Source organism: Streptococcus sp. FSL K6-1323 (genome assembly GCF_038630745.1).
In the GTDB taxonomy this organism is placed as follows: domain Bacteria; phylum Bacillota; class Bacilli; order Lactobacillales; family Streptococcaceae; genus Streptococcus; species Streptococcus salivarius_D.
The window spans coordinates 1,892,852-1,910,928 of record NZ_CP152039.1 but is presented as its reverse complement, the minus strand read 5'-3'; the positions used below and the strand labels follow the sequence as shown (position 1 = coordinate 1,910,928).

The window sequence follows — 18,077 nt, the reverse complement described above, 5'->3', positions numbered from 1 at the left end:
TTATGGAAAATAAGGAACATCAGATTGTTAATAGAGCCATTAGAAACCATATTCGTTTTATGACGCGTATGGAAAAGGCCTTCTATTCGGCAATTGTTTTGACAGCTATTGTGATGAGTATCGCTGTTGTATTTTTACAAGGGCGTAATCAGGCTATCAAGCAACAAATCACAGACCTTAATAGCAAGATTAGTGATGAAAAAACAGAGCTTAACAATGCTAAGCAGGCGGTTAATGAGTTGACTAACTCTGACCGTATTAAAGAGATTGCTAATAAGGCAGGCCTGTCTATTAATAACGATAGTATTAAGAGTGTGAAATAGCCAATGAACAGATTAAGAAAACTTAAACATTTATTTCTAAACTATGTCGTTAGGGATAGGCGAAAGCCAGCCCAGAACCGACAGCACGTTGGTCAGAACCTTATGGTTCTCAGCATCTTTATCTTTTTCGTCTTTATTATCAACTTTGTCGTGATTATCGGGACAGACAGTAAGTTTGGTGTCGATTTGTCGACCCAGGCTGCTAAGTCTTATAACACTAAGACCACAGTGGCTGCCAAGCGTGGAACGATTTATGACCGAAATGGAAATGTTTTAGCTGAGGATTCAACTAGTTATGCCATTTACGCAATCGTGTCGACCAGCTATGTGTCAGCGACTCAAGAAAAACTCTATGTCCAAGATAGTCAGTTTGACAAGGTTGCTGATATTTTAAAGGATAAGCTAGGAATTGAAAAGAGTGATTCCTTGGCTCAATTGCGTACCAAGGGTGCCTATCAAGTTTCCTTTGGACTAAAGGGGAAGGGAATTACCTACTCTGTTAAAGAAGAACTAGAGAAAGCCTTTAAAGATGCGGGAATTAAGGGGATGGCCTTTGAAGCAACAACGTCACGTATGTACCCTAATGGGACCTTCGCATCAGAGTTTCTTGGTCGTGCCGAAGCTGTTGAAAATAAAAAAGACGGCTCTTATTCTTTGATTGGTCAAACTGGTTTGGAGCGCTCGCTCAATAGCCTCTTGACTGGGACAGATGGTGAAGCCATCTATGAGAAGGATAAAAACGGTAATACGCTTCTAGGTACGGAAACCATTACCAAGGAAGCTATCGATGGTAAGAACATCTATACAACCTTGTCAGCGCCTCTTCAAACCTTCCTAGAAACGCAGATGGATACCTTTATGGAGCAGACGCAAGGGGTAAATGCCTCGGCGACTGTTGTCAATGCTAAGACAGGTGAAATTCTTGCAACGACACAACGTCCGACCTATAATTCTGATACCCTTGAAGGACAGGCTAAGAAAAACTATGACTGGGTTAACCGTCTTTACGAAGCTCAGTATGAGCCTGGATCAACCATGAAGGTCATGCTCTTGTCGGCTGCTATCAACAATGGAAGCTTCAATCCCAATGCGACCTACAGTAATGCCAATGGTATTAAGGTTGATGACGTTGAAATCAATGACTGGTCAATCAATGAAGGTATCTCAACAGGTCGCACCATGACGTTTGCTCAAGGATTCTCTTATTCAAGTAACGTTGTTATGACCATGCTGGAACAAGAGATGGGAGATAAAGTTTGGTCTAACTACTTATCTCTTTTCAAATTTGGTCTTCCAACCCGTTTTGGGATGTTTGGTGAGTCTTCAGGGGTTGTCTCTCGAAACTCTGTTAATATAGCTCAATCATCCTTTGGACAAGGGATTTCGGTGACTCAGGTCCAAATGCTTCGAGCCTTTACCGCTATTTCAAACAACGGTATAATGTTGGAACCTCAATTTATCAAACAAGTTGCCGATGTTAACCAAGGTACAGCTCGTACAGCTAAGAAGGAAGTTATCGGTAAGCCAGTTTCTAAGCAGGCTGCTTCTGAAACGCGTAACTATATGATCTCCGTTGGTACGGATCCAGAGTTCGGTACCCTTTACAATAAATCTGAAGGGGCACCTATTATCAAGGTCGGTAACTATGACGTAGCGGTTAAGTCTGGTACGGCCCAAGTTGCCGATGAAAAGACTGGGACTTACAAAGATGGGACTAATGAAACTCTCAACTCAGTTGTGGCCATGGTTCCTGCAGATAATCCAGAATACATCATGTATGTGACTGTTCTGGAGCCTAAGACTTGGGATAATAATTTTTATGCGACTGTGGTTAACCCGGTTTTGGAAGAAGCCATGTCTATGGGAGACACCCTAGATACTTCTGTGTCTGAAGGTAGTGAAAAGACCGAGGAAACGAGTTATCAAACCGGCGATATTATCGGTAAGAGTCCAGGTGAGATAGCTAACACCCTTCGTCAAAACTTGATTCATCCAATTGTTCTGGGGGTTGGTGATAAGATTGAGAAGGTTTCTGTAGATGCCAAAGCCAATATTAAGGCTAATGAACAGATTCTTATCATGACCAATGACTTCACAGAACTTCCAGACATGTATGGTTGGACCAAGAAGAACGTTGAAACCTTTGCCAAATGGAAAGGCATTAAAGTTACTTATAAGGGTGGCAAGTCAGGGACTGTTACCAAACAAAGTGTTGCGGCAGGAAAAGCCCTGTCTAAAACCAAGAAGATTACCATTACTTTAGGAGACTAAGATGACTATGAGTCTGATAGCAGGTGTGGCCGCCTTTGTGTTGACGGTGCTCGCCATGCCTCACTTTATTACTTACTACAAAATCAAGAAAATCGGTGGCCAACAAATGCATGAAGATGTGAAGCAGCATTTGGCTAAGGCTGGAACACCAACTATGGGAGGGACAGTCTTCCTAGTAGTTGCTATCTTGGTTAGCTTGATTTTCAACTTCCACGTCTTTAGCGAGGGACACCAAGCCTATGGTGCCACAGCGGGGATTCTCTTTGTCATTTTGATTTATGGAATCATTGGTTTCCTTGATGATTTCCTTAAGATTTTCCGTCAAATCAATGAGGGACTTAAACCTTGGCAAAAGATGGCCTTGCAGATTATTGCGGGTTTGCTTTTCTACTTTATCCACGTACTCCCTAGTGGGACAGATAGCCTAGCTATTGGTGGATTAACCATTCACCTCGGTGTCTTTTATGTTCTCTTTGTCCTATTCTGGATTGTTGGTTTCTCAAATGCTGTGAACTTGACAGACGGTATTGATGGTTTAGCTTCTATCTCTGTGGTTATCAGCTTGATTGCCTATGGGATTATCGCTTTTGTCAAGGATGAGTTCGCTATTTTAACAATCATCATCACTATGATTGGGGCCCTTCTTGGTTTCTTTGTTTTTAACCACAAGCCAGCCAAGGTCTTTATGGGGGATGTCGGTTCCTTGTCACTTGGTGCCATGCTTGCAGTTATATCCATCGCCCTACGTGTGGAGTGGACACTACTCTTGATTGGTGTAGTTTATGTTTTTGAGACAGCTTCTGTTATGTTGCAGGTCAGCTACTTCAAATACACTAAACGTAAGTATGGTGAAGGTCGTCGTATTTTCCGTATGACACCATTCCACCATCATCTCGAATTGGGTGGTATCTCGGGTAAGGGTGACAAATGGTCAGAATGGAAGGTTGATGCTTTCCTTTGGACAGTTGGAGCACTTGCAAGTACCATTACCCTTTGGATGGTTCTTGGAAACGTTATGAAATAAATGAAAAGAGCAGAAATGCTCTTTTTTTGTTATAATGATAGGGATAGACTAGATAGAAAAGAAGTAAGAAAATATGTCATTTAAAGATTTTAATTTTAAAACATTTATTCAGGAGGCTCTTGATGAGATCAAGTTTAAGGAGCCGACGCCTGTTCAACAGAAATTGATTCCAGTGGTTCGTTCAGGTCGTGATTTAGTGGGTGAATCAAAGACGGGTTCAGGGAAAACACATACCTTCCTCTTGCCAATTTTTGAGAAACTCAATCCAAAGAGTGGCGATGTTCAAGTTGTTATTACAGCGCCATCACGTGAATTGGCGACACAAATTTACCAAGCAACAAAACAGATTGCTAAACACTCTGATACTGAAATTCGTGTGGTTAACTATGTGGGTGGTACAGACAAGCAACGTCAGATTGAGAAACTCAAGGTAGCCCAACCTCATATTGTTATTGGGACACCAGGGCGTATCTATGACTTAGTTAAGTCTGGGGACTTGGCTATCCACAAGGCCCATACTTTTGTTGTTGATGAGGCTGATATGACCATGGACATGGGATTCTTGGATACTGTGGACAAGATTGCGGCAAGCCTTCCTAAAGAAGTGCAAATTTTGGTCTTCTCAGCAACCATCCCTCAAAAACTGCAACCATTCTTGAAGAAATATTTGACCAATCCAGTCATGGAACAAATCAAAACTTCAACAGTTATTGCAGACACCATTGATAACTGGTTGGTATCTACAAAGGGGCGCAACAAGAATGAACAGATTCTTGAGATGCTTAAGGGGATGCAGCCATATTTGGCAATGATTTTCGTTAATACCAAGGAACGTGCTGACGATTTGCACAGCTACCTAGTGTCAAATGGTCTTAAGGTTGCCAAAATTCATGGAGGTATTCCACCACGTGAGCGTAAGCGTATCATGAATCAAGTCAAGAAGCTTGATTTTGAGTACATTGTAGCGACTGACCTTGCAGCGCGTGGGATTGATATTGAAGGGGTTAGCCATGTTATCAACGATGCCATCCCTCAGGATTTGTCTTTCTTTGTTCACCGTGTAGGACGTACAGGACGTAATGGTTTGTCAGGAACAGCCATTACCCTCTATCAACCAAGTGACGACTCAGATATTCGTGAGCTTGAAAAGATGGGGATTACCTTTGAACCTAAAGTCTATAAGGACGGCGAGTTTCAAGATACCTATGACCGTGACCGTCGTGCCAACCGTGAAAAAGCCTATCAAAAACTTGATACGGAAATGATCGGTTTGGTTAAGAAGAAAAAGAAAAAAATCAAACCTGGCTACAAGAAGAAAATTCAGTGGAAGGTTGACGAGAAACGCAAACGTGAGCGTCGTGCGGCTAACCGTGCTAAGGGGCGTGCTGAGCGTAAAGCTAAGAAGCAAAGTTTCTAAGTATTGGCTTCTAGGTGAGAGCAAATTTTAATTTAAAAATTCAAGAGGTTGAAACCAAAGTGTTTCAGCTTTTTTGATTATTATCAAACTTTTTGGAAACTCAAAAGACCTTATTTAGTTTGAAGATATATTTTTCTTTTGAGCCTAAGGTCTCAAAACTTCCCAACGCTTATGACTACAAAGTCTTAGTCGTCATTATCACAGTGACAAGTCTCAGTATATGCTCACTACACTCGCAAAATAATTGGCTGTCTTAAGAACTGAAACTATGACAGATTTTAAATAGTTTTATCACAGACATTTTTAAGAAGCTTTCCGTTTAAAGTAAAATAATGTGTAAGTTTGAGGTTATTAGTTGAGTCAACTCTCAAAATCAGGTAGTGACATTTATGTCACTACTTTTTTGTTGGCTTTCTATCTATAATACAATCATAGCTTTTGAGAAAAGGCTAAAAAATATTTTAAAGGAGGTTGTTTTAATGACGACACAAATCATTAACAATTTTAACTCACTTAATTCCGAAGATCTTTCTACTGTTAAGGGTGGAGCATGTAGTTTTTGGGGAGCTACAGCTGCCGTAGGCGTCGGGGCTGTTGGAGGAGCCATTAAAGGTGGTATTCAAACAGGTACTTGGCAAGGTGCAGCCTTAAAGGGTATTGGTTATGGTATTAAAGATGGGATTACTTATGGCCTTATTTGTCGTTATTAGGCGATTACTGAGTCAATTTTTTGGCCAAATAGTACTTGCTCTCCTAATTTATGGGCTTATATTCTTTGCTTGGCAACACTTTAGAGGAGAAATTTTCTCAATTGTGTGCATCTATGTCAGTATATCCCTAGCAGATGACGTCTATCATCTCGCAGAAGAATATGTTAAAAAGAAAGTTAACTAGGAATACGTTCCTGTTTGAAAAATAGCATGTAAAAACTTGGCAGAATGATTGTCAAGTTTTTTTATAGCAAAAGTGCTACAATAGGAGTCATGAAAGACACGATTCGAATTCTTCATATCAATGATTTACACTCTCATTTTGAACAGTATCCACAACTCAAGCGAGCTGTGGATGATTTGAGTCAGACGGATAGAGAGTTGATTAAGGCAGATCTTGGGGACAATGTGGATAAGTCCCATCCCTTGTCTGATGCGACCGCTGGGCGTTTTAATGTGGCCCTGATGAATGAGTTGGGGATAGACTATGCGACTATTGGAAATAATGAGGGGATTGGTCTGGCCAAGGATGAGCTAGACTGTCTTTATGAGAAGGCTAAGTTTCAGCCGATCATAGGAAATCTCAAGGATGAGGGGAGACAACCTGAATGGGGCAAGCCCTATCTTATCCACAAAACTAAGGCGGGTACAAAAATTGCTTTTTTGGCCTACACCTTCCCATATTACATTACCTATGCTCCCAACGGTTGGCAGGTGTTAGAGCCTATGGCTAGGTTGGAAGAGGATTTGGCTCGTCCTGAGGTAAGGGATGCAGATATAATCATCGTTCTTAGCCATCTAGGTGTACGTTATGATGAGCAGATTGCAGAGACTTATCCGCAGGTAAACCTTGTTATCGGGAGTCACACGCATCACCTTTTTGAAGAGGGCAGATTAGTCAATGAAACCTATTTGGCAGCTGCTGACAGATATGGTTATTATCTTGGTTGTATTGACCTTACTGTGGAAAATGGGCAATTGATAGAATGTCAGGTCGAGGCTATTCCCACCAAGTCCTACATCTTGGATTTAGACAAGGAGGACGAAGCCTTTATCAAGGCTATGCGTGAGGAAGGCCATCGTCGTTTAGCTCAGAAAAAGGTAGCTAATCTAGGTCGAGAACTAGATTTTGATGAGACCTGTCAATTGGTTTTACAGGCTGTTTGTCAGGAGACTCATAGTCAGTTAACGCTTTTAAATACTGGACTTATCATGAAAACACTAGGTCCTCAAGTGACCATGGCAGACCTGCAAGAAGCCCTTCCTCACCAGATGCGGATGGCACGTCTAGTCGTGACAGGACAAGAACTCAAAGAAATCTGTCAGGAAGTTTTTACTAAGGCTGAACTCCTTAAAAATCAAGCTATTAAAGGTATGGGATTTAGAGGGAAGACATTTGGTGAAGTAATCACGGGGAATTTTGCTTACAAAAACGGTAATTTGTTGTATAATAGAAGGGTTGTAGATTCCAATGAGAAATTTAGTTTGGTCCTTGTGGACCAGTACTACTTTGCTTCTTACTTCCCTACAGTTAAGGAAAAGGAAGTTACTCTTCTTTTTCCAGATTTGTTAAGGGGACTTGTGGCCAAGTATTTAGGAAAAAATGGTGCCAATTGGGATAAGATATAGAGACATTATTACAGCATCAGAATAGAAAATAAGAGAGAGCAGAAAGGATGGCACATGCGTAAAGAAATCTTGCCAGAAATGTTTAATTATAATAAATATCCAGGGCCAGACTTTGTGTATGTGGCTGATCTTCTGAAATCAGATGCCTGTCAGTTTACAGTTCTTGAAAATCACAAGGATGCTTTAGACGCTACCCGCTTTGGGCAACGTTTTTCTGAAATCATGCTCAAGTATGATTATATCGTTGGGGACTGGTCTAATGATCAGCTTCGTCTTAAGGGATTTTACGAGGACGAGCGCCCTAATACGCGTAAGACAGACCGCATTAGCCGATTATCGGAGTATTTGCGTGAATACTGTGCCTTTGGCTGTGCCTACTTTATTTTGAAAAATGAAGAGCCGCAGTTAATCGTCTTTGAAGAGGAGACGGAGCCTCGTCGCAAGCGCCGTCGTTCTAATAGTCGTCGTAATTCTTCTCAGGAATCTAGAGATAGAGAGCGCAATGCTTCTCAAAAGAATAAGGGGCAAAAAGCTTCTGCTAAGCAAAAGCCAGACAAGTCCAAACGAAGAGATAGGGATCAAGAGGGCCCAAGCTTTGAGAAAATCAAGCGTCGTCCTAAGTTCAAATCTAGATCCGAGGATGGTGGTCGTGAGCGTAAGCCTAACTTCAAGAAGAGTCAGAAGCAAGCTCCAAAATCTAAAGGTCAAAACACCCCATCGAAGAAACAAAGCCAGACCAAGTCAGATGGTCAGCATTTCACAATCAGAAAAAAAGGAAATTAAACTATGTCAGAAGTAACAACACAAGCAAAACCAGAACGTCGTAAACGTCAGAAGTTAGAGGATATGGAAGGCTACAAACCTTCTATTTATGGTCTTACTCGTGATGAGTTGATTGATTGGGCTATGGAACACGGTGAAAAGAAATTCCGTGCTACACAAATTTGGGATTGGCTCTACAAGAAGCGTGTGCAATCTTTCGAAGAAATGACCAACATTTCAAAGGATTTCATTGCTAAATTGAATGAGAATTTCTGCGTAAACCCATTGAAACAACGTATCGTTCAAGAATCTAAAGATGGTACTGTTAAATATCTTTTTGAATTGCCAGATGGTATGTTGATTGAGACGGTTTTGATGCGTCAACACTATGGTTTGTCTGTCTGTGTGACAACCCAGGTTGGATGTAACATCGGTTGTACTTTCTGTGCCAGTGGTTTGATTAAGAAACAACGTGACTTGACTGCTGGTGAGATTGTGGCGCAAATCATGTTGGTACAAAAATACTTTGACGATCGTGGTGACGGTGAACGTGTCAGCCACGTGGTTGTTATGGGTATCGGTGAGCCATTTGATAACTATGACAATGTGCTTCGCTTCTTGCGTACCATTAACAATGACAATGGTCTTGCCATTGGAGCGCGTCACATCACCGTGTCAACATCTGGTTTGGCACCAAAAATTAAGGAATTTGCTAACGAAGGTGTTCAAGTTAACCTTGCCGTATCACTTCACGCGCCTAACAATGACCTTCGTTCAAGCATCATGCGTATCAACCGCTCGTTCCCACTTGAAAAACTCTTTGAAGCTATCGAGTATTACATCCAGACAACCAACCGTCGTGTAACTTTTGAGTATATCATGCTTAATGAGGTCAATGACCATCCTGAAAATGCTCAAGAGTTGGCTGATTTGACTAAGAAAATCCGTAAGTTGTCATACATCAACTTGATTCCATATAATCCAGTATCAGAGCACGACCAATATAGCCGTTCAACGAAAGAACGTGTGGCGGCCTTCTACGATGTGCTCAAGAAAAATGGAGTCAACTGCGTGGTTCGTCAAGAGCACGGTACAGATATCGACGCAGCTTGTGGACAATTGCGTTCAAACACTATGAAACGTGACCGTCAAAAGGCAGTAGCAGAAGCTTCTGGTAAATCAGAAGGTAAGTAAGATGTTTCAGCTTAAGACTTGGGTAGATAAGGATGGAGAACTAACATCAAAAGGAAGAAAGCTAAGCCGAGTTTTGGTCTGTGCTTATCTCCTTTGTTTAGTGCTCCTATGTTGGACACCCCAGTACGGGCTAGTTGAAGGTGTTGAAACCCCTGGTATTCAACATTTTGGTCGTGTAGTGGTCCTATTAACCCCATTCAATAGTTTGACCAACTTTTATCAGCTGGATAGTCTTAAAGAGATTGTCTTTGTGCTTGGGCAAAATGTGACCAACATTTTCTTGCTGAGTCCGCTGATTTTAGGGCTTTTAGCCTTGTACCCAAGATTCAGGTCTTGGAAAAAGGTCCTTTTAGCGACCTTTGTCATGTCTTTGACGATTGAGGTTGGACAAGTCATTCTAGATCTTCTCATTGATGCTAATCGTGTCTTTGAGTTAGATGATTTATGGACCAACACTTTGGGAGGTTTGGTGGCACTAGTTGTCTACCGCCTTCTTGTAAAACTGATTCAAACGCATTTAAAAGAGTAAAAAACCTGGGAGCTTACGCGTCTCAGGTTTCACTTATTTTCTATCATACAAATACAACACATTCAAAAGAGGGAAAAATGAATAAACACGTTTGGAGAAATAATGAAACACTTAATGATGACAGTAGTCACCGTATTAACGTTAGGAGTAACAATGACGATGGTTAAGGCAGATACTTATCAAAGTGGCCGTGATGCCGATATTATGCGAGAAAGAGGACAGGTTTGGAATTATTCTGAGTCTAAGAGAGAGCCTCAATTAGCCAACTACAACACCGATGGTCGCTATCTCAGTGAGGCAACTAACTTTGAATTGTACAATTTTGTCAGAGAGTATAAGACATCTGATGAAATCAGACGCATTTGGAACCCTAAGAAAGATGAATCAGTTATCCATGATAAGGAGAGTTACTCTGTGGATGGTGGGAACAAGGTATATAATTTTGATTCCTTTGCTTATCAATTGCCAGAGTCTACTGATTTTGGGAAGTTATCTTATATTGGTCACTTTCAGTTAGAAGATGGCACAATCTATCGCTATTGGAAGTAACCTTATCATAAGAGACTTATACGAGGTCTATTATTAACCATTTGTAAGGATAGGAGGAGTAACTTGTCTTTTAAAGAATCAATCATTGCAAAACTTTGGTGGTTTTTCAAGTTAGAAAAACGCCGGTATATTGTTGGGATTTTGGCACTGAGTCTGGTTTCGGTTCTCAATCTGATTCCTCCTATGGTTATGGGACGGGTCATTGATGCTATCACATCGGGAAAATTGACCAATCAGATCTTGCTTCTGAATCTCGTTTATTTGCTTTTGGCAGCTCTGGGGATGTACTATTTGCGCTATGTTTGGCGCATGTATATCTTGGCGACTTCTTATCGCTTAGGCCAGATTATGCGTTCACGCCTATTTGAGCATTTTACCAAGATGTCGCCTTCTTTTTATCAAAAGTACCGAACTGGGGATCTCATGGCCCATGCAACCAATGATATCAACTCTTTAACCCGCTTGGCTGGTGGGGGTGTCATGTCAGCCGTGGATGCCTCTATTACAGCCTTGGTAACCCTAATCACTATGTTTTTCAGCATTTCCTGGCAGATGACACTAGTGGCTGTCTTCCCCCTACCTTTCATGGCTTTTGCGACCAGTCGTTTGGGACGCAAGACCCATAAAGCTTTTGGAGAATCCCAGGCAGCCTTTTCAGAACTTAATAATAAGGTTCAAGAGTCGGTATCAGGAATCAAGGTAACCAAGTCTTTTGGCTATCAGGAGGCTGAGCTTCAGTCCTTCCAAGAGACCAATAAGATGACCTTTAAAAAGAATATGCATACCATGAAGTATGATAGCCTTTTTGATCCTTTGGTCTTACTCTTTGTTGGCTCATCTTATGTTTTGACCCTTCTTGTCGGTGCCTTTATGATTCAGGCTGGTCAGATAACGGTCGGAAATTTGGTAACCTTCATTACCTATTTGGACATGCTGGTTTGGCCTCTGATGGCCATTGGCTTCCTCTTTAATATCACACAGAGGGGAAATGTATCCTACCAACGTATTGAAAATCTTCTGGAACAGGAATCAGATGTTCAAGATCCTGCGCACCCTCTCCCAAGTATTGAAAATGGTCGTTTAGAATATGCGATTGACCGCTTTGCCTTTGAGGATGAGGATACTTTGAGAGATATTCATTTTACCTTGGACAAGGGGCAAACCCTTGGTTTGGTTGGGCAGACTGGCTCAGGAAAGACGGCCCTTGTCAAGTTGCTCTTGCGGGAGCACGATGTCAATCAAGGAGCCATCTATTTGAATGGCCATGACATCAGAGACTATCGCCTATCAGACTTGCGTAGCTTGATGGGCTATGTTCCTCAAGACCAGTTTCTCTTTGCCAGTTCCATTTTAGACAATGTCCGCTTTGGTAATCCTGATCTCTCCTTGAACAAGGTAGAGGAAGCAACTAAGTTAGCTCAAGTTTATGATGATATCAAGGATATGCCTGAAGGTTTTGAAATGATCATTGGTGAAAAGGGTGTCAGCCTATCAGGTGGTCAAAAACAACGTCTGGCCATGAGTCGGGCCATGATTTTGGATCCAGATATTTTGATTTTGGATGACTCCTTATCTGCGGTTGACGCCAAGACAGAATATGCTATTATTGACAATCTCAAACATACCCGCAAGGACAAGACGACTATTATTACCACCCATCGTCTTAGTGCGGTGGTGCACGCTGACCTTATCTTAGTCATGCAGGATGGTCGTATCATTGAACGTGGCCGTCATGAGGACTTGCTAGCTCAGGGTGGTTGGTATGCCAAGACCTATGAGTCTCAACAGTTAGAAATGGAAGGAGGAGAAGCCGATGCCTAATCAAAACCAATGGTCTGTGTTTAAGCGTCTCTTGACCTATCTCAAGCCTTACAAATTCTTGACCTTTCTAGCTTTAGCCTTTCTCTTGTCCACAACGGTTATCAAGAGTATTATTCCCCTTGTGGCCTCTTATTTTATCGACCACTATCTTCATGATATGAATCAGGCAGCAAGCTTAATTCTGATTGGTTACTATGGTCTTTATCTTTTGCAGACACTAGTTCAGTATTTGGGAAATCTCTTTTTTGCGCGTGTGTCCTACAGTATTGTCAGGGATATTCGCCGAGATGCCTTTGCCAATATGGAAAAACTGGGTATGTCTTACTTTGACAAGACTCCCGCAGGCTCTATCGTTTCTCGCTTGACCAATGATACAGAGACTATTAGTGAGATGTTCTCAGGGATTCTGTCTAGCTTTATTTCGGCTATATTTATCTTTGTCACTACCCTTTACACTATGATGATGTTGGACATTCGTCTGACCGGGCTTATTGTACTCTTTCTTCCTTTGATTGTTCTTTTGGTTAACCTTTACCGAAAAAAATCAGTGGTTATCATTGAAAAGACCAGAGCCTTGCTTTCAGATATAAATGCCAAACTGTCAGAGAGTATCGAAGGGATTCGCATCATTCAGGCCTTCAACCAAGAGAAACGCCTCAAAAAAGAGTTTGATGCTATTAATGAGGAACACCTGATTTATGCTAGCCGTTCCATGTCACTGGACTCTCTCTTTCTACGCCCAGCCATGAGCTTACTGAAGCTCCTGGGCTATGCTGTTCTCATGGCCTATTTTGGCTATCGTGGTATCTATCTAGGTATCACAGCGGGGACCATGTATGCCTTTATCCAGTACATTAACCGTCTTTTTGATCCCTTGATTGAAGTGACACAAAACTTCTCAACCTTGCAAACTTCTATGGTCTCAGCCGGTCGGGTCTTTGCCTTGATTGACGAGCGCACCTATGAGCCAGAACAGAGAGATACAGATGCCAAGGTTACTGAGGGGAATATTCGCTTTGAAAATGTCTCCTTCTCCTATGATGGCAAGCACCAGATTTTGGATAATATTTCCTTCTCTGTCAGTAAAGGTGAAACCATCGCCTTTGTCGGTTCTACAGGTTCCGGAAAATCCTCTATTATCAACGTGTTTATGCGTTTCTATGAGTTCCAATCAGGCCGAGTTCTTCTTGACGGTGTGGATATTCGCGATTATAGTCAGACAGAGTTGCGTAAGAACATTGGTCTTGTCCTTCAGGAACCCTTTCTCTATCATGGTACAATCAAATCCAATATTGCCATGTATCAGGAGTTAACTGATGAAGAGATTAAAGCGGCCGCTGAGTTTGTGGATGCCAATCACTTTATCGACAAACTTCCAGAAGGATATGATGCTCCAGTTTCTGAACGAGGTTCAAGTTTTTCAACCGGACAGCGCCAACTTCTAGCCTTTGCTAGGACCGTTGCTAGCCAGCCTAAGATTTTGATTCTAGATGAAGCGACAGCCAATATTGATTCAGAGACAGAGGCTATTGTCCAAAATTCTCTAGCAAAAATGCGTCAAGGACGCACAACCATTGCCATTGCCCACCGCCTATCGACAATCCAAGATGCCAACTGCATCTATGTCTTAGACAAGGGCCGCATCATCGAACACGGTACCCATGAGGAGCTCCTAGCCCTCGGCGGCACCTACCACAAGATGTACAGCCTACAAGCAGGTGCAATGGAAGGAGAGTAAGCTAGTCTAGACCATAGATTCTATATTCGAAAAGATTTCTTAAAAATCAAAATCGAGTGGTGACATTTATGTCACTACTTTTTTGTTGGCTTGCACCCTATAATAAAACCATAGCTTGAGAGAAAAAGCTAAAAAATAATATTTTAGGAGGTTGTTAGAATGACAACACAAACAATGAACACTTTTGAAACACTCGATCTCGAGGCACTTGCAAACGTTGAAGGTGGTGGATGTAGCTGGGGAGGTTTTGCTAAACAAGGAGTAGCTACAGGAGTTGGTAATGGTTTACGATTAGGTATCAAAACACGTACTTGGCAAGGTGCTGTCGCAGGAGCAGCTGGAGGTGCTATTGTAGGGGGTGTTGGTTATGGAGCAACATGCTGGTGGTGATGGATTATGTTTGATTTGAAAAGTTATATTTTAGGGATGGTTTGCATGGCCTTGATGACTTTTTTGGATAAGCCTATTATGTCATTGCTTGAAAAACACAAATCTACCAATTCCATTAAAAAGAAATCTTAATTGAGATACCTTGTCAATTGCTAGTCTGTGAATAGCTTGTGAATAGTGGTTGAAAACTTCGATATAAAAGAAGAGGTATTTGTACTTATGACTAAAAAACGTCTAGTGTCTCTAATGATGTCTATGGGCTTCATCCTTGTTGCCTTACATAACTTGGGAGAAAAACTGAGTTTTGGACTTCAATGCCTAAATCTTATTGGGTTATGTCTTTTTCTCTTTCTTATGTGTACGATTATCAAGGATATAAAATCAGACAAGTAGTGACATTTATGTCACTACTTTTTTATCGGCTTCCAATCTATAATAAAATTCATAGCTTGTGCACAGATAGCTAAAAACACTTTAAGGAGAAAAGTATGTTTAAAAACTCAAAACCGTATTTACTGGCTACCATTCTCATAGGAATGGGCCTTGCTAATCTATTTAGAAGTTTGGATGCTGTTCACCATACCATTAACTTGTTTGGGCTAACCTTGCTTCTTTATAGTCTGCTTTTAAAAAAATGGGCACAGTTTAAAAAGTAACTTGTGGCCCCTTTGAACGTGAGGTGCTTGCAAATGCTTATTTTTGATGTTCCCGAAGTAAAATTATTCTTGCTAATGATAGCGGAGATTATATTATATTTGATTGCATATCTTTGTAATAGAAAAAACAAAGATATGTATATTCGCTTATTTAAAGTATCAGTACTAATGACGCTATTGTATTACATCTCCAGTAGAATTTAATCGCTAAGGGCTTATTCTCAAGCCTACTAAAGATAGCAATGTATAAACGAAATATGAAATACAGAAAGGAATATAGTTAAATGTAATAGCTTATTCAGTTTACAAGACTGACTGAGGTTATTCATAGCTTAATTGTTTTATCATGAAGTTAAAGAATATTAGTTCAAGAGTATTGCGATTTTCTAGGGTCGTCACTGCTGTACTGGCAGTTTTCCTTATAAGTACCAGTATTTCTCTCTACAAAAGCAAGACCTCTCCAGAGATTTGGTTAGCAGTCGGAGCACTAGCTTTAGTAGTCATTTTTGTTAATGGACTGCTCTACCGTTTGCTTAAGAAACGTCCAGATTCAGTAAATCCGTTAACAATACGGCAGTCCTTCATTGTCTTTCTTGTCATCTCATTTCTTGTGCTTTGTGTAGAGTTTTACACATTACTTACATTCAGTGATATCACAGACCGTATAGTACTAGCCGTATTAATGCTTTTGTTAATCCTCTGTGATTTTCTAGCTTACTTGCAAGTCAAAAACTATTTTAAACAATAAATGATTTCACTTGATTATTCTGTAGGTAATCTAGAAGATACTTTCATAAGTAGTAAGATGGAGCAACAGAAAAAGCTTGAAACTAGTCAAGCTTTTTTCGATATATTAAGTTCCTGTGTAAATGCAAAAGTCATACTTTCAGTTTTTAAAGAAATATTTTGATAGTTGTCTAATATATTCCTAACGTTGGCCAAACCTATACCGCGATGATCCCCTTTACTGGAGACACCTCTCTCAAAAAGTGATGAGATAGGAATAAATTCTTCCTGGGTTGAGTTTTGGACAATAAAGATTTGCTTATTACCATGATTGAAGTAGCCAATATGCATTTTTGGTATGTCAGACTGAATCGATGCTTCCATCGCATTGTCTAGAAAGATAGATATTACAGTAATAAAATCGACCATCTCCATACCCTCGAGTTTGATAGTTTCAGGAATATCTAAGGAGATATCAATGTTATTTTCTTCTGCCTCTAGGAACTTAGCTGCAAGTAGGCTTTTGATAGTGTTATCTTCTATGTTTATTAAGCGAGTTAAATCAAATGTTTTCGATTTTAAATGCTTATCGGAATCTTTTAGAACTGAGTCGTAGACTTCTTTTACAATAGCCATATCATTTTGATCGATACCAAGTTTGAGTGTTGTTAAAATATTGGCATAATCATGACGAAAACTTCGAACCGACTGATAGAGGTTTTCAATCTGTTTGTTATAATTCGTAAGATGCGATAGTTGAATATCTTTTTGAAAGTCCAACTGACTTTGTATTGTTGCTCGGATATTTCTATCTAAGAAGATAAGCATGATAAAGAACAAGACTAGATAAATAACCACAATTAACTTCCTGATTATCAGAGTGGATGTATGAGTAGTGTTTTCGAGGTAGACGAGATATTGCTGGGTAAATGTATAAGCAATCATAATGATATCAGCAATAATAATACTCTTTGATATGAGAGGGGCTAATCGTCCTTTTTGTATAACTCCAAAGCTTTCCTTGAATAATTTTATTAAAAGAAAGGATAGTAAAATAGTTAGGAAAGAAGATGAGACAGCTATAAGATAATTAACTTTTATTGTTTCAACACTGATTCCAAACAAAGGAAATATAAAGAAAATGATTACTCTAAAACTGATATTATTAAGAGTTGTGGGGAGAAGAGCATTGAATATTTTAAGCTTTGATTGTAAGTAGGGCTTTCGTGATATAAAAAAAGATAATAAAAGATAGAATATTTCTTCGTTAAAGTAGAATAAGAATTTCCAGGATAGACTGTTACATATTTTGGTATATGCTATGCGACAAAATAAGATAATAAGAAAATGCCCAATTGAAACTCTTTTGTTTATTAAGTAAAGAAACAGGCAAATATTGAAACATTCAGAGACAACAGTAAGCAAAAATAAAAAAATAATCATTGAAGGTTCCTTCTTTTAAAAGTATCCATCAGCATTTTAGCTTTGGTACGTGAAAAAGGACAGATACTACCATCAGTCATTTCGACTTCACGTTTTAATTTGTTGATTCTTATAATGTTGTTAGGGTTAATGAGATACGAACGATGGCAAGATACGAGTGAAGGACTAGCTTTTTCAAGGTCCTTTAGATTTGCACGAAAGGTCATTTGATTGTTTGTACCATGGAGTATCACATAATGCTTTTGCGGAGAAGTTTCAATATAGATAACTTGGTTTAAAGGGATGTGAATAGCTGTATGTTGTGTTTGAAAATCAAAAATCTCGTCATTCTCTATTCCAAGTGGTTTCATAGTTATAGCTAAAGCTCTGGTTATCTTTTTCCTAAATTCTATTTCAGAGAGACTTTTATCGATATAGTCTAGGGCAGATACTTGGTAATCAAAAACTAGTGGCATAAACTCTGAGTGGGTAGTGACAAAGATAATAGTAGCGTAGGGATTTTTTTCCCTAATGATTTTAGCAATATCGAGCCCTTTTAATTTTTCTCCCTTAATTTCGATATCAAGAAAAAAGAGCTGGTTAGAAGTTGTTGAATCAATCGCTTCTATAAATTGCTGAGGCTTATCAAAGGTGTGTACAATAGATAAGTCTTTATTGTATTTTTTTAACTCTTGAGACAATACCATCTCCAGTCGTCCTTGTTGAATGAGATTGTCCTCTAAAATATAAATTTCCAAGGGGAGCTTCCTCCATCTTTACTAGCTGTAGCTTTTCTGAAAATATTCATAAATTATGTAATAGTATATCATAATATGACTTAGTTATACAATGAGATGAAAATAAGATTAAAATATCATGTGATATTTATAGTATGAATTTACCATTCGGGACATAT

Annotated in this window: 17 protein-coding genes; 15 read left to right on the top strand and 2 right to left on the bottom strand. The window is 39.9% G+C overall.

What is annotated here, in order from left to right; all coding sequences use genetic code 11:
• Positions 1-2 precede the first annotated feature (2 nt).
• From ftsL to NST80_RS08830, 15 genes are all read left to right on the top strand, one after another.
• Positions 3-323: a cell division protein FtsL gene (ftsL, locus tag NST80_RS08900; protein ID WP_002891750.1), complete on the top strand. Its 321-nt coding sequence runs from the start codon at positions 3-5 to the stop codon at positions 321-323.
• Positions 324-326: 3 nt separating this feature from the next.
• Complete coding sequence (gene pbp2X / locus NST80_RS08895; protein WP_265107492.1) at positions 327-2,594, top strand: penicillin-binding protein PBP2X; 2,268 nt, start codon at positions 327-329, stop codon at positions 2,592-2,594.
• A 1-nt stretch (position 2,595) separates the two neighbouring features.
• Entirely contained in the window at positions 2,596-3,618 is a 1,023-nt protein-coding gene (gene mraY / locus NST80_RS08890) for a phospho-N-acetylmuramoyl-pentapeptide-transferase (protein ID WP_265107493.1), read from the top strand.
• Positions 3,619-3,691: 73 nt separating this feature from the next.
• Positions 3,692-5,035 (top strand): DEAD/DEAH box helicase, encoded by a 1,344-nt coding sequence (locus NST80_RS08885; protein WP_002884262.1) that lies wholly within the window; start codon positions 3,692-3,694, stop codon positions 5,033-5,035.
• Between the two features lie 479 nt (positions 5,036-5,514).
• Positions 5,515-5,745, top strand: a complete 231-nt coding sequence (locus NST80_RS08880) for a Blp family class II bacteriocin (protein WP_002884558.1) — start codon at positions 5,515-5,517, stop codon at positions 5,743-5,745.
• Positions 5,746-6,018: 273 nt separating this feature from the next.
• Positions 6,019-7,374 carry a metallophosphatase gene (locus NST80_RS08875; RefSeq protein WP_073686768.1) on the top strand — a complete coding sequence of 452 codons (1,356 nt, stop codon included), beginning with the start codon at positions 6,019-6,021 and terminating at the stop codon, positions 7,372-7,374.
• Between the two features lie 54 nt (positions 7,375-7,428).
• Positions 7,429-8,157, top strand: a complete 729-nt coding sequence (locus NST80_RS08870; RefSeq protein WP_118172210.1) for a YutD family protein — start codon at positions 7,429-7,431, stop codon at positions 8,155-8,157.
• Positions 8,158-8,220: 63 nt separating this feature from the next.
• Positions 8,221-9,330 (top strand): 23S rRNA (adenine(2503)-C(2))-methyltransferase RlmN, encoded by a 1,110-nt coding sequence (rlmN, locus tag NST80_RS08865; protein WP_096832658.1) that lies wholly within the window; start codon positions 8,221-8,223, stop codon positions 9,328-9,330.
• Between the two features lies 1 nt (position 9,331).
• Positions 9,332-9,859 carry a VanZ family protein gene (locus NST80_RS08860; protein WP_049553913.1) on the top strand — a complete coding sequence of 176 codons (528 nt, stop codon included), beginning with the start codon at positions 9,332-9,334 and terminating at the stop codon, positions 9,857-9,859.
• A 159-nt stretch (positions 9,860-10,018) separates the two neighbouring features.
• Positions 10,019-10,408: a hypothetical protein gene (locus NST80_RS08855; RefSeq protein WP_229056978.1), complete on the top strand. Its 390-nt coding sequence runs from the start codon at positions 10,019-10,021 to the stop codon at positions 10,406-10,408.
• A gap of 63 nt (positions 10,409-10,471) precedes the next feature.
• Complete coding sequence (locus NST80_RS08850; protein WP_118172209.1) at positions 10,472-12,229, top strand: ABC transporter transmembrane domain-containing protein; 1,758 nt, start codon at positions 10,472-10,474, stop codon at positions 12,227-12,229.
• On the top strand, positions 12,222-13,967 hold the full coding sequence (locus NST80_RS08845; RefSeq protein WP_045001456.1) for an ABC transporter ATP-binding protein: 1,746 nt from the start codon (positions 12,222-12,224) through the stop codon (positions 13,965-13,967). The genes NST80_RS08850 and NST80_RS08845 overlap by 8 nt, the downstream gene beginning before the upstream one ends.
• A 159-nt stretch (positions 13,968-14,126) precedes the next feature.
• Positions 14,127-14,357: a Blp family class II bacteriocin gene (locus tag NST80_RS08840; RefSeq protein WP_014632652.1), complete on the top strand. Its 231-nt coding sequence runs from the start codon at positions 14,127-14,129 to the stop codon at positions 14,355-14,357.
• A gap of 488 nt (positions 14,358-14,845) precedes the next feature.
• Positions 14,846-15,013: a hypothetical protein gene (locus NST80_RS08835; protein ID WP_013991122.1), complete on the top strand. Its 168-nt coding sequence runs from the start codon at positions 14,846-14,848 to the stop codon at positions 15,011-15,013.
• A gap of 346 nt (positions 15,014-15,359) precedes the next feature.
• A complete protein-coding gene (locus NST80_RS08830; RefSeq protein ID WP_013991121.1) occupies positions 15,360-15,761 on the top strand; it encodes a hypothetical protein in 402 nt (133 codons plus the stop codon).
• 86 nt (positions 15,762-15,847) lie between these two features.
• Here NST80_RS08830 and NST80_RS08825 read toward each other — a convergent pair whose 3' ends face one another.
• Both NST80_RS08825 and NST80_RS08820 read right to left on the bottom strand, forming a co-directional pair.
• On the bottom strand, positions 15,848-16,597 hold the full coding sequence (locus tag NST80_RS08825; protein WP_013991120.1) for a GHKL domain-containing protein: 750 nt from the start codon (positions 16,595-16,597) through the stop codon (positions 15,848-15,850).
• A gap of 581 nt (positions 16,598-17,178) precedes the next feature.
• Positions 17,179-17,919, bottom strand: a complete 741-nt coding sequence (locus tag NST80_RS08820) for a response regulator transcription factor (protein WP_013991119.1) — start codon at positions 17,917-17,919, stop codon at positions 17,179-17,181.
• Between the last annotated feature and the right edge of the window lie 158 nt (positions 17,920-18,077).

Coding starts and splice junctions, on each gene's coding strand:
- ftsL (WP_002891750.1), top strand. CDS start 3: ATGGAAAATAAGGAACATCAGATTGTTAATAGAGCCATTAGAAACCAT.
- pbp2X (WP_265107492.1), top strand. CDS start 327: ATGAACAGATTAAGAAAACTTAAACATTTATTTCTAAACTATGTCGTT.
- mraY (WP_265107493.1), top strand. CDS start 2,596: ATGACTATGAGTCTGATAGCAGGTGTGGCCGCCTTTGTGTTGACGGTG.
- NST80_RS08885 (WP_002884262.1), top strand. CDS start 3,692: ATGTCATTTAAAGATTTTAATTTTAAAACATTTATTCAGGAGGCTCTT.
- NST80_RS08880 (WP_002884558.1), top strand. CDS start 5,515: ATGACGACACAAATCATTAACAATTTTAACTCACTTAATTCCGAAGAT.
- NST80_RS08875 (WP_073686768.1), top strand. CDS start 6,019: ATGAAAGACACGATTCGAATTCTTCATATCAATGATTTACACTCTCAT.
- NST80_RS08870 (WP_118172210.1), top strand. CDS start 7,429: ATGCGTAAAGAAATCTTGCCAGAAATGTTTAATTATAATAAATATCCA.
- rlmN (WP_096832658.1), top strand. CDS start 8,221: ATGGAAGGCTACAAACCTTCTATTTATGGTCTTACTCGTGATGAGTTG.
- NST80_RS08860 (WP_049553913.1), top strand. CDS start 9,332: ATGTTTCAGCTTAAGACTTGGGTAGATAAGGATGGAGAACTAACATCA.
- NST80_RS08855 (WP_229056978.1), top strand. CDS start 10,019: ATGGTTAAGGCAGATACTTATCAAAGTGGCCGTGATGCCGATATTATG.
- NST80_RS08845 (WP_045001456.1), top strand. CDS start 12,222: ATGCCTAATCAAAACCAATGGTCTGTGTTTAAGCGTCTCTTGACCTAT.
- NST80_RS08840 (WP_014632652.1), top strand. CDS start 14,127: ATGACAACACAAACAATGAACACTTTTGAAACACTCGATCTCGAGGCA.
- NST80_RS08835 (WP_013991122.1), top strand. CDS start 14,846: ATGTTTAAAAACTCAAAACCGTATTTACTGGCTACCATTCTCATAGGA.
- NST80_RS08830 (WP_013991121.1), top strand. CDS start 15,360: ATGAAGTTAAAGAATATTAGTTCAAGAGTATTGCGATTTTCTAGGGTC.